Annotated in this window: 11 protein-coding genes; 9 read left to right on the top strand and 2 right to left on the bottom strand. The window is 36.1% G+C overall.

Annotated elements, in window-relative coordinates; all coding sequences use genetic code 11:
- Positions 1-56: 56 nt before the first annotated feature.
- Positions 57-434, bottom strand: coding sequence for a helix-turn-helix domain-containing protein (locus J7574_RS07245; RefSeq protein WP_290966361.1), 378 nt, complete (start codon positions 432-434; stop codon positions 57-59).
- A gap of 92 nt (positions 435-526) precedes the next feature.
- On the opposite strand from J7574_RS07245, the gene J7574_RS07240 reads away from it, so the two are divergent.
- From J7574_RS07240 to J7574_RS07200, 9 genes are all read left to right on the top strand, one after another.
- Positions 527-1,525: an NADP-dependent oxidoreductase gene (locus tag J7574_RS07240; protein WP_290966357.1), complete on the top strand. Its 999-nt coding sequence runs from the start codon at positions 527-529 to the stop codon at positions 1,523-1,525.
- A complete protein-coding gene (locus J7574_RS07235; protein ID WP_290966354.1) occupies positions 1,522-1,995 on the top strand; it encodes a cupin domain-containing protein in 474 nt (157 codons plus the stop codon). Before J7574_RS07240 ends, J7574_RS07235 begins: the two co-directional genes overlap by 4 nt.
- A gap of 323 nt (positions 1,996-2,318) precedes the next feature.
- Entirely contained in the window at positions 2,319-3,665 is a 1,347-nt protein-coding gene (locus J7574_RS07230; protein WP_290966351.1) for a TolC family protein, read from the top strand.
- Positions 3,666-3,676: 11 nt separating this feature from the next.
- Positions 3,677-4,741, top strand: a complete 1,065-nt coding sequence (locus J7574_RS07225; protein ID WP_290966350.1) for an HlyD family secretion protein — start codon at positions 3,677-3,679, stop codon at positions 4,739-4,741.
- 3 nt (positions 4,742-4,744) lie between these two features.
- A complete protein-coding gene (locus J7574_RS07220; RefSeq protein WP_290966347.1) occupies positions 4,745-6,313 on the top strand; it encodes an MFS transporter in 1,569 nt (522 codons plus the stop codon).
- Positions 6,314-6,740: 427 nt separating this feature from the next.
- Positions 6,741-7,430: an ion channel gene (locus tag J7574_RS07215; RefSeq protein ID WP_290966346.1), complete on the top strand. Its 690-nt coding sequence runs from the start codon at positions 6,741-6,743 to the stop codon at positions 7,428-7,430.
- 113 nt (positions 7,431-7,543) lie between these two features.
- Positions 7,544-8,638 (top strand): AI-2E family transporter, encoded by a 1,095-nt coding sequence (locus J7574_RS07210; protein ID WP_290966344.1) that lies wholly within the window; start codon positions 7,544-7,546, stop codon positions 8,636-8,638.
- Between the two features lie 189 nt (positions 8,639-8,827).
- On the top strand, positions 8,828-10,048 hold the full coding sequence (locus J7574_RS07205; protein WP_290966338.1) for a DUF763 domain-containing protein: 1,221 nt from the start codon (positions 8,828-8,830) through the stop codon (positions 10,046-10,048).
- 45 nt (positions 10,049-10,093) lie between these two features.
- Positions 10,094-11,272 carry an MFS transporter gene (locus tag J7574_RS07200; protein ID WP_290966336.1) on the top strand — a complete coding sequence of 393 codons (1,179 nt, stop codon included), beginning with the start codon at positions 10,094-10,096 and terminating at the stop codon, positions 11,270-11,272.
- A 1-nt stretch (position 11,273) separates the two neighbouring features.
- Here J7574_RS07200 and J7574_RS07195 read toward each other — a convergent pair whose 3' ends face one another.
- Complete coding sequence (locus J7574_RS07195) at positions 11,274-11,741, bottom strand: hypothetical protein (protein WP_290966331.1); 468 nt, start codon at positions 11,739-11,741, stop codon at positions 11,274-11,276.
- Positions 11,742-11,744: the final 3 nt, after the last annotated feature.

The following is an 11,744-nucleotide window of genomic DNA, read 5'->3' as shown; positions in this document are numbered from 1 at the left end:
GTAGAATAGCAAGTAGTGACACTAAATATAAAATGAAATTCAATTTTAAAATCCCATTATTTATGCGATTCTATAATTTTTTCTCGGTGGGTCAATCCCCAATTGACTAAAGTTTCTGTAACTGGAAGAACAGATTTGCCATATTCGGTAATAGCATAAATTACGGTCGCTGGTTTAGTATCTTGCTCGGTTCTGGAGATAAGTAAGTTGGTTTCTAATTCTTTAAGTTCTTTGCTGAGCATTTTAGCCGAAATGCCGTCAATTTCGCGCTGCATTTTTTTAAAATGAATAACCTGATGCGTTCTATTGGTTAAAAACCTTAGAATCATCAATTTCCATTTTCCGCCTAAAACATCAAGGCTGTCACGCATTGCCATTAGTTCTTCAGAGCAATTGGCTTCGCGAAGCACTCCATTATCATTAATTTTTGCCATACTAGTTTCTCTTTGGTAACCGGTTACCTTGGGTTAACCCATAACAAAAATAAAATATTACGGCGATACTTTTGTAAACTAAAATGATAAAAATGAAAGCAATAGTATTACAGGAAAATCGAGAATTTAGATTGGAAACAGTAGAAATTCCATTGCCCGAAGCCCATCAGATTCAGGTACGGATTATGGCTTCAGGTTTTAATCCGATAGATTATCAAATGACCGAAAACGGCTCTGAAAGAAAGCTCATTCATTCGCCGATTCTAGGCCGTGAATTTTCGGGAATAATTACAGCAGTTGGCGCTGAGGTAACCCAATTGAAAATTGGAGATGCCGTTTTCTGCGGATCGGGGAGTATGGGTTCGAACGGAACGTATGCCGAATATATTTGTGTTCCAGAAGACATTGCAGTTAAGAAACCTCAGAATATTTCTTTTGAAGCAGCAGCCGGAATTCCATCGGCTGGACTTACTGCTTTGCAGGTTTTTAAACGAATGAATGCTTCTTTGACCGATTCGATATTGATTACAGGCGCGGCTGGCGGAGTGGGAAGCATTTTTGTTAAACTGCTTGTCGCTAAAGGTTTTACCAATTTTGTAGTTACAGCTGGAAACGAAGAAAGTATAATTTCTTTGACAAATCTCGGAGTAAAACCAGAACAAATCATCAATTACAAAAAAGACGATATTTATGAAACAGCACTTTCTTTAAACGAAAATCAAAAATTTGATATTGCAGTTGATTTGGTTGGAAATAAGGTTGTTGAAATTGCAGCAAAACTGTTGAAAGTAAACGGAATTTATATTGATGTCACGAATTTTTCAACTCCAGAATCTCGTGGAATTCTTTTTTCGAGAGGAGCTTCCATTTATAATATTTCAAATTATGCGTATGGAATTGAAAAACAATACGATTACTATAAAAATGGATTGACAGAATTGAGCCATTTGCTAGAAAACGAAACAATTAGTCCGCCAAATATTTCGGTAGTTGGCGAATTAAATAAAGAAACGGTTGATAAGGCGCTTTCTATCTTGAGAGAAAACAAAACCAATGGCAGAAAATTAATAATGCAGATTGATAAAGAATGAGAACGATACCGAGAAGAATTGTAACAGGCTTACGAAACGGAAAATCTATTATAGAGCAAGATGAAATTGTGACGAATGTTTCAGAGCATTTTCCGGGACTGATTATCTCAGATATCTGGTCGACAGATTCAACACCAGCAAAATTTGAAGAAAAAATTATTGAAAATACCGCATTTCCAAATACGCCCAAAAGCGGAAGTTATTTTCGCTATGTGCAGATTCCGCCCGATAAAGATTTAGGAGTGATAGCTCCAGAAGGAGAACCACATCCTTTAATGCATCAGACTGATACTTTAGATTATATCATCATCATTTCGGGCGAAATTTATCTGATTGTTGAGGAAGAAGAAACGCTCCTGAAAGCTGGAGATATTGTAATTCAGCGCGGAACTAATCATGCTTGGAGCAATCGGTCAAATACACCGTGTATTCAGTTGGCTATTTTACTAGATGCAAAAACGGAAAAATAGAATTATACGCCGATAGTTAGATTTTGATTTAATTGAAAATTGCAATGAACTTTAGGATTGTTGCAATTTTTTTTGTCTTAGGATATTCTTAAAAACGTCTCAAAGTGGTTTCATTTTATAAAATGAAACCACTTTGAGTATTTATACCTTAAAATGTTGGTTAATAATTGTTTAAATTTAATTCTTAAATAACTGCCTTAAAGCAAATTTCAAAGCCATACCGATACTTTTAAGCAGGTGAATTTTAAAATTTCCCTGAAATATTTGCTAAACAATATTGATTACAAGTTCCCAAAAAAGCAAAATTAAATCAATATAATCGAATGAGTTATTGGCAATGTAGAGTTTTAAATGTAAAATATTTAGCTCTAATTTTATTATGCTGTAGCGGTAACTTAAGCTTTTCGCAGCAAGATACCGTCAGTCTGTCTTCTGCAAAAAAAATAAGGCTCGACGAGGCAATTTTATTGGGCATTAAAAACAACCGGCAATTGAAACTGGCTAATGCCGATTTGGCTATTGCCAATGAAAATGTCGATCAGGCTAAAATTGCAAAAATGCCAAGAATTGGTTTAAATGGCGGATACAATTACATCGGCGATCCTAAACTGTATGAAGGATTTTATAAAAACCAGATTACGGTCGATTATTACAACCATCAAGCATTTGCCAATATCATTTCGTCTCTCCCTATTTATACAGGAAATGCCATTAACACCAGAATTAATCAACAGGAATTAATTCATCAGATGCAGGAATCTGCTGTAAAAATGACTGAAGCTGACGTTAAAAACGCCATAACAGAACAATATTTCACGCTCGAAAAACTATACCGTCAGATTGAGGTTACCAAACAGAATATTATAAATACCGATATACGAATCAATCAATTGAAATCTCGTGTAAAGAATGGCCAAAACTTGACGAGCGACCTTTTAAGAACCGAATTGCAGCAGTCCAATTTTAAGGTTTCGGTTTTTAGAAGCACCAATACTATTGAGCTCATCAGCAATTATCTTGATATCTTAATCGGTTTTCCAAATAATACGATTCTGAAACCAGAAGTGGCAGAAAGTATGATTCCGACAGAAAACATGAATCTGCAGCAAAGTCTGGAAGAAGCTTTTCAGAACCGAGAAGAGATAAAACGTGCGGCTGTAAAAATCAAGTTGTCTGAATCGTCATTGAGCTTGACCAAAAGCGGATTTAAACCCAATCTAAATGCAAATCTTATTCTGAACACCGAATATCCGGCACAATGGCCTAATTATGTGAATGTATTGAATTACTGGGCGGCAGGGCTTTCTCTTAATTGGGATATTTCTAGTTTCTATACTTTAAAGCATCGCATAAGTGGCGATAAACTAGAAATTGATAAGAGCAATATCGCCCTAGAAGTTACCAAAGATCAGATTTCTACAGAGGTTAAAAACGCTTATGTGCGATATGCTGAAAGCAAAGAAAACATCAAAACCTACAAAAAAGATGTCGAGCTCTCTATGAGCAATTATAAAATTGTAAAAAGCCGTTATGACAACGATTTTGCTTTAATCAGCGAAATTGTCGATGCAGAATTACAATTGAATAACTCCCGAATTTCACTGGTAAATGCCAATTTAGATTTGATTATTCAATATTACTCCCTTCAATACGCAATGGGAAAACTTTAATATATCTTGTTATGAGCGAAGCAGATACACAAAACGGAGCCATTCAGAAAAGTGAAAAAAGGAGAAACAGCGTTCTCACCATACTGTCTTTTGTTTTTTTAATTGCAGGCGGATTGTGGATTTTAAGTTTATTCTTTGATTTTAGTTCTTATGAAACTACAAATAATGCTCAAGTAGAAGCTTATCTAAACAATATCGCCGCAAGAGCTACGGGACATATCAAGGAAATACGATTTGAGTCTAATCAGCATGTCCGCAAAGGTGACACATTGGTTGTTTTAGACGATGAAGAATATCGCATTAAAGTAAAACAAGCAGAAGCAGATTTGGCCATTGCCGAAGGAAATCTGCATTCGCTGCAGCAAAACATCACCACATCGGTTTCTAATCAGGCTTCGGGAAAAGAAAGACTGGCGGGAGATTTGGCAAGTTTAGAAAAAGCTCAAAAAGATTACCAGCGTTTCAAGAATATGTATGCCGATTCGGCCGTAACACGAAATCAGTACGATCAGGTTATTTCTAAATTGAAATCGGAAGAAGCTTATGTAAATGCGGGAAGAAAAGGCTTGGAAGCCAGCAGTTCGATTACCAAACAAAGTTCGATTAATCTAGAAGCAGCCACAGCAACGGTTGCTAGAAAGAAAGCAGATTTAGACGCGGCAAAATTGCAGCTCTCTTATACCGCAATTCTGGCACCTGCAGATGGTTTTGTTGGCGAACGAAATTTGTCTATTGGCGAATTAATTAATGCCAACCAGACTATTGCTACAATGGTTTTGACTGAAAAGTTGTGGATTTCGGCCAATTTTAAAGAAACCCAAATCGAAAAAATCAAACAAGGACAAGAAGTGACCATTACCATCGATGCTTTGGACGGAAAAGAGTTTAAAGGAAAAGTAGCTGGTTTTTCTCCTGCTACGGGAGCCAAATTTTCTATGGTGGAGCCAGATAACTCAACAGGGAATTTTGTAAAAATCACACAGCGCATTCCCGTTAAAATTGAATTTGAAACTCCGTCAAAAGAGCTTCAGGAAGTACGGCCAGGAATGAATGTAACAGTTGAAGTAAAAAAATAAAAGATGTTTGCAGGAAAAAAAAGGAGTCTTTTTACCCTAACAGGATTGTATATCCTGACGATTCCTTTTTTTAACGGGCTCAATGTTACGACTTATGATAACTCGCAGATTTTAGGCCATTTCGGACCTTCTACAACTGCTTTTAGTTATGCCGTTTACATTCCCATTTTTGCAATGTTGGCTTTTTTGCCTTTAGGATTAAAATTAGGAAAACAAATCAAAGTGCGCACCATGATTTTATCGGTTTCATTTTTATCATTGCTATTTAATACCGCTTCATTGTTTGCGCCTACTATCGCATGGTTTGTTTTGTGCCGCTCTCTTTTGGCAATTGTTTCGATTATTGGAATATTTGCTTCGATGGTGCCTATTTTATTAAAATACAATCCAGCATTAAATATGGCTTTGATGTATGGCATTTTTCAGTTTATACAAAAAGGGAGTCAGCATTTGTATCAATATTTGGGAGCACATTTTGTGAGTTTTCATAACTGGACGTTCGGAGTTTATTTCTTAAATGCCAATTTTTTAATCTGCATTATTCTGGCTTGGTATTTTTATAAAGCCGATGTTGCGCCTCTTAAAACCAAATTTCAGTTTGATTGGAGAGGTTGGATGATCCTGATTTTATTTTTTACGATCATTCTCTTTTTATGTGCAGAAGGACAGACTAGAAATTGGTTTAACGATCCTAAAATAAATCTGGCTTTCGCATTTTTATTTATTACGGCAGGAATTTATATGCTTCATGTTCGTTTTACGGCAGAACCCTTAATTAATCCAGATGTTTATAAGTTTAAAAACGTTATTGCAGGCGCTTTTTTAATGTTTTATATCGGAATCATGAACGGTACGGGAAGCGTGGTTACAGGTTATATGACAAATGTTTTAGGCTTTGATCCCGTTCTTGGAGCAGTAACACATCTTTCATTGCTGATTGGATTGTGTATTTCGATTCCGCTTTCAACTTACCTTTTATACAAACGCATTTATCTGGCCACGATTTGGGTGATTGGTTTTGCCTGTTATGGAATTTATCATATTACGCTCTTTTTCAGATTTTATCCAGGAATTGATGCTTCTGATTTTTATCTGCCCTTAATTTTTAAAGGATTAGGAATGGGATTTATTTTTCCTGTCTCACTGCTTTATATCTCAGAAGGTGTCCCTCCGCAATTAAGTACTTCACGCATGATGACCGGAATTATTGCTCAGGCCATTTTTGCTTCTTTATTGGGTGGAGCCATTTTAGGAACTTTTATTTCGAATATGAATGTACAGCATAAAACAGGTTTAAGTCAGCAGTTAAGCGCCATAAACAAGCAAGCCGAAAATCAGCTGGAAAATTCAAAAAAGAAGTTTTTGTTTATGGGTTTATCCGATGCAGAGGCGCAGAAAAAAGCAGAAAAAAGCCTTTCCAATCAAACTTCTCAAGCCTCTATTTTATTGGCGTACAAAGATATTTATCTCGTCATGTCGGCAATTTGTTTTCTGCCCATTTTGATTATTCTGCTTTTCAAACTTTGGCGTAGACCAATAGGAAGAGTAGAAGTGGAGCCGATACCGATTTGAGATTAGAGAAGTAAGAAGAAAGAAGTAAGAAGAAAGAAGTAAGAAGAAAGAAGTAAGAAGAAAGAAGTAAGAAGAAAGAAGTAAGAAGTAAGAAGTAAGAAGTAAGAGGCAAGATTAAAGAATGTAGAATTTTTTCTGAGGCTTCCAGATTGGAATTTGGAATTTGCCCTTTTGGTTTCGGAATTGGAATTTGGAGTTTAATATTTGGAATTTGCCTTCAGGCTTTGGGATTGGAATTTGGAATTTAGCTTTTGGAATTTGCCTTCAGGCTTTCGGATTGGAATTTGGGATTTGGTTTTTGGAATTTGCCTTCAGGCTTTCGGATTGGAATTTGGGATTTGGTTTTTTGGAATTTGCCTTTTAGGCTTCGAGATTGGAATTTGGAATTTAGTTTTTGGAATTTTTTAATTTTTGGAATTTAAAAATTATGATAGCAAAAAAAGACCGTTTTTTATATCGCTTTTGGACTCAAGAAAAAGGACTTAGCGGCATGTTAATACTGCTTTGTATTATGCATTTTATTGCTATTCCGTTTTTTGGAAGCAAATCTCATTTTATGGTGGCGGTCAATATATTTTGGATGCTTTTTCTCTTTGCGGGGATTTTAGCATTATCCAAACATAAAAAGCAGGCTGTTAGTCTTTCCATAATTCCTGTTTTATTTCTTATCGTGCAATGGATCAATTATTTAAATCATAATGTCTTTATTCTATTTGCCGATCTTATTTTTTCGGTTGCGATTATGCTGCTTCTCATTACTTTGGTTTTAGTCAAAGTTTTAGAGCCAGGTCCAGTAACAACCTATCGCATTATCGGGTCAATTGTCGTATACATGCTTTTAGTTCATTTTTGGTCAACGCTTTATCTATTTGTGTACGAACATATTGAGGGTTCTTTTCAGATTGCCGAGTCAAAATTTGCCAGTAATAGCAATCAGGCTAGTTTTATTTATTTCAGCTATATCAGCATGACTTCAACAGGGTTTGGAGAAATAGTGCCTCTGCATCCTTTGGCGCGTTCTCTTGTTCAGATTGAAGTGCTTACGGGTGTTCTATATCCTGTTATCTTGATTGGAAGACTAGTCTCGGATGCGAATTTTGGGACTGGTAAGAAGTGAGAAGTGAGAAGAAAGAAGAAAGAAGCAAGAGTGTAAAGTAAACTTTGATAATTAACAATTTACCATTAACAATTCACAATTAAAAAAAACATTCACAATTAAAATATATAACCATGAAAACAACAACTACTTCGAATAAGCGAAAAGAGCTCTTTGAAACGATTTTACAGTTATTTTTTATTTTTCTCATTGTTGGATTTTGCCTTAAACTGCTGTTGCCTTTCTTTATGCCTATTCTTTGGGCTGTGATTCTGTCGGTGGTATTTTATCCGCTGTTTAATTCCTTGCAGAAAATATTAAAAGGGCGTAAAGCATTAGCTTCGGTGGTTATTACCATATTGATTATCGCTATAATGCTAGTTCCGCTGATTTATTTCTTGAAAGCGGCAACGGGGAATTTCTTAGAATTGAAAGAGAGTTTTGAGGCAGGGACTTTAAAGATTAGCCCTCCTGGGCCTTCCATAAAAGAATGGCCAATAATTGGTAAACCGCTTTACGAGTTTTTACTTTCGATGTCGACAGATTTAGAACAAGGCGTTGTGAAATACCAAGATCAGATAAAAGAATTGACCACTAAAATTATGGGCAGTATTTTGAGTTCGGGTGCCGCATTTCTACAGTTTATCTTGTCAATTATTATTGCGGGTATTTTATTGGTATCTCCAAGTTCAAAAGCATTTTTCATGAAATTCCTTAAAAAAATTGCAGGAAATGAAGCAGAAGAAATTATGACGATTTCGGTTTCTACCATTTATCAAGTCGTAAAAGGAATATTGGGTGTTGCGGTTATTCAGACCCTTATTCAGGCAATCGGATTGTTTTGTGCTGATATTCCGTACGCGGGAATCTTGACTTTAATCTGCCTCATATTTTCTATTTTACAGATTGGCCCTATTATCATTAATATCGGAGTTATTATTTATCTTTTCTCAACCGGAGATTCTGGTTATGCTCTTTTCTGGACGGTATTCTTCATCATTAGCGGATTATCAGATAACGTTTTAAAACCACTACTACTAGGAAAAGGTGCTCTTGTGCCAATGCTTGTCATTTTTTTAGGTGTAATTGGAGGTTTTATCATGTCTGGTTTTATCGGTCTGTTTGTTGGTCCAATCGTATTTTCAATAGGGTATAAACTGTTTATTGCTTGGCTAGACGACAATGCAGAACCCGTTGCAGAACCAGCAGAAGATATTGAGATTAGTTAATTGTTAATTGTTAATTGTAAATGGTTAATTGTTGATGGTTAATTGTTGATGGTTAATTGTGAAATGTGAAATGTGAAATGAGAGTACCTTTTACTTTTCACATTTCACATTTTACACTTGAATTAACAATTCACCATTTACAATTAACAATTAAAAGAAGTATTTTTGCAGGATTATAATTCCTCGCAAATGAAACGTTCAGGCACGGCAGATCTTCCTCTACATTATGGACATGTTCCGTTATGGCTTGCTGAACGAATGTCTAAACTTGGTTTTGCTATTGTTGAAACCATTGCCATGGAATTTTCTACTGCTGAAGTTATCAGCAAATTAAGTAATCCGTTTTGGTTTCAAAGTTTTGGAGCAGTTATGGGAATGGACTGGCATTCGTCTGGAATTACCACTTCGGTGCTTGGAGCTTTAAAAAAATCGGTTAATCCGCATTCAAAAGAACTGGGAATTTATATTTGCGGAGGCAAAGGAAAGCATTCTATGGCAACGCCACAGGAACTTCTGTTTGTTGGCGAAAAAACAGGTCTTGATGGAATTAATCTTGCGAGCTGCAGCCGACTTACCGCAAAAGTAGATAACACCGCCATTCAGGACGGATTTCAATTGTATCAACATAATTTTATTGTGGATAATAAGGGACAATGGGCTGTTATTCAGCAAGGAATGAATCCTGATTCTCGAACTGCGAGAAGATACCATTGGCATTCGCAAGATTTAAAATCTTTTATAAACGAACCTCATACATTTATTTATGGCGAAAACCAAGGCACTATTTTAAATCTTACTGCCAATGCGGCGACAAAATCTCGAGAAGGAATTTTAGAATTGGTAAAAGAATCGCCCGTTAAAATCATAAAAGAAATGCAGCATCTTTCTATGGCCACGCATCATGATGTGAGAATGGAAGATGTCAATATGAAAAGACTGGGCGCCATGCTTTGGACTACTCACGAAAATAAACCGGAAGATTTTGAAGAATTGCTGCTTTTAAAAGGAATGGGACCAAGGGCTTTACAATCTTTAGCATTGGTAAGCGAAATCATTTACGGAACTCCGACACGATTTGAAGATCCAGCTCGTTTTTCTTTTGCTCATGGCGGAAAAGACGGACATCCGTTTCCTGTTCCTGTAAAAATTTACGACGAAACCATCGATACGCTTCAAAGAGCTATTCATCGCGCTAAAATTGGCAACAGCGATAAACTGAGCGCCATTCAAAAGCTATCTGAAATTTCGCGGAAAGCAGAAGAAAGCTTTACTCCAAATTCCAATTTTGATGCATTGATACAGAGAGAAAGAGAAGAATCGCATAAATACGGAGGAAGAACCGTTTTTGGAGATGCAAAACCTCCTAAAAAGAAACCTATAAACCCAAACAATCAGCTGGAATTATTCTAAAAATTATAATTTCTTATCAGCCTTTAGTTATTTAAAAATACCATAATGCCACAGACCAAAAAATCAATTTACACCTTACAATTCATTTTACTTTGCTTGAGTTCTTTACTGTTTTCATCAAGTTTTAATATGATGATTCCGGAACTTCCCAACTATCTAAGCAGTTTGGGAGGAGCTGAATATAAAGGACTTATTATTTCCTTATTTACCTTAACAGCAGCCATTTCGAGACCTTTCAGCGGTAAGCTAACCGACAAATGGGGACGAGTTCCTGTTATGGCAATTGGATCTTCGGTTTGTGTAGTCTGCGGATTTTTGTATCCAATATTGAGTTCTGTTTCAGGATTTTTATTGCTGCGTTTGGTTCATGGTTTTTCTACCGGATTTAAGCCTACGTCGACATCGGCTTATGTGGCCGATATTATTCCGCAGCACAGATGGGGAGAAGCACTTGGAATGCACGGACTGTGTTTTAGTATTGGAGGCGCGCTTGGCCCAGCATTAGGAAGTATGATTGTGAATTTGTACGGAATAAATGTCATGTTTTATTGCTCGTCTTTCTTAGCGTTTTTTTCAATCATTATTGTTCTGAACATGAAAGAAACCCTTGCCACAAAAGAAAAGTTGAACCGATCTATGTTTATTATTGGTCGAAACGATATTGTAGATAAAAATGTTTTCCCAGCAGGAATTATCACTTTCCTTTCGTACACCGCATTTGGACTTATTTTGACTTTAATTCCAGATTGGAGCGAACATGTGGGAGCAACCAATAAAGGTATATTTTTTACGGCTTTTACAGTAGCTTCGGTTATGGTTCGTTTTGGTGCAGGAAAAGTTTCAGACCGATACGGACGACCAAAAGTGATATTCGCAGGATTAATCATAACGGCTTCTGCACTTTTTGTAATCAGTGGAGGAAGAGATGTGCAGATGTTATTGGTTGGTGCGGCAATTTACGGAGTTGGTACTGGTATTTTATCGCCAGCAATTAGCGCTTGGACTATTGATTTGAGCAATCCTGAGCACCGAGGAAAAGCGGTTGCCACGATGTATATTTCGATGGAACTTGGAATTGGTTTAGGAGCTCTTTTAGGAGGAACTTACTATAACGATCAAATCAACCGTATACCTCAAATCATTAGGTTTGATATTCTGGCACTAGTTATAGGAGTTGTATATCTTACTTATTGGACAAGAAATAAAAAGAAAATTAAGGCATAGTTTATTGTGCCTTATTCTTTTTTAACTTCACTTTGAAATTGCCATAATACGGATTATCAGCCATTAAAGAATGTCCTATAATTAAAATATGAGTTCCTTTTTGTTGAAGTGGAATTTTTAAGTCCATTCCAAAAGGTCCGTCAGAAGTTTTATCAGGAAAAATAATCTGATTGAATCGTATATTTCCTTTTCCGGTATCTGTAATAATTTGAGCATTTAATTCGCCCAGATCTTCATTTTTGAATTGGACATAGACTTTTGAATTCAGAGAATCTAAATGGCCTTCAGCTGAAAACACATTTTCTTCATTCTTAAAATTCATAGCAATTGTATCTCCTGTTTGCTTATTTTCTTGCTTGTTTTCTCTTTGAACAGTAGGTTTTGGAGAATCTGTAGCAGTTTTATTATTTCCCTTCTGCTGGCATGAGAAAAAGAAAATTGAAAGTATTAGTATAAGCCAATTTTTCATAGT

The organism is Flavobacterium sp. (genome assembly GCF_017744675.1).
In the GTDB taxonomy this organism is placed as follows: domain Bacteria; phylum Bacteroidota; class Bacteroidia; order Flavobacteriales; family Flavobacteriaceae; genus Flavobacterium.
The sequence above is the reverse complement of the archived record's forward strand: the minus strand, read 5'-3'. Positions and strand labels throughout refer to the sequence as shown.

Excerpts from the sequence above, each read along its gene's own strand:
- J7574_RS07245 (WP_290966361.1), bottom strand. The coding sequence starts at position 434 with ATGGCAAAAATTAATGATAATGGAGTGCTTCGCGAAGCCAATTGCTCT.
- J7574_RS07240 (WP_290966357.1), top strand. The coding sequence starts at position 527 with ATGAAAGCAATAGTATTACAGGAAAATCGAGAATTTAGATTGGAAACA.
- J7574_RS07235 (WP_290966354.1), top strand. The coding sequence starts at position 1,522 with ATGAGAACGATACCGAGAAGAATTGTAACAGGCTTACGAAACGGAAAA.
- J7574_RS07230 (WP_290966351.1), top strand. The coding sequence starts at position 2,319 with ATGAGTTATTGGCAATGTAGAGTTTTAAATGTAAAATATTTAGCTCTA.
- J7574_RS07225 (WP_290966350.1), top strand. The coding sequence starts at position 3,677 with ATGAGCGAAGCAGATACACAAAACGGAGCCATTCAGAAAAGTGAAAAA.
- J7574_RS07220 (WP_290966347.1), top strand. The coding sequence starts at position 4,745 with ATGTTTGCAGGAAAAAAAAGGAGTCTTTTTACCCTAACAGGATTGTAT.
- J7574_RS07215 (WP_290966346.1), top strand. The coding sequence starts at position 6,741 with ATGATAGCAAAAAAAGACCGTTTTTTATATCGCTTTTGGACTCAAGAA.
- J7574_RS07210 (WP_290966344.1), top strand. The coding sequence starts at position 7,544 with ATGAAAACAACAACTACTTCGAATAAGCGAAAAGAGCTCTTTGAAACG.
- J7574_RS07205 (WP_290966338.1), top strand. The coding sequence starts at position 8,828 with ATGAAACGTTCAGGCACGGCAGATCTTCCTCTACATTATGGACATGTT.
- J7574_RS07200 (WP_290966336.1), top strand. The coding sequence starts at position 10,094 with ATGCCACAGACCAAAAAATCAATTTACACCTTACAATTCATTTTACTT.
- J7574_RS07195 (WP_290966331.1), bottom strand. The coding sequence starts at position 11,741 with ATGAAAAATTGGCTTATACTAATACTTTCAATTTTCTTTTTCTCATGC.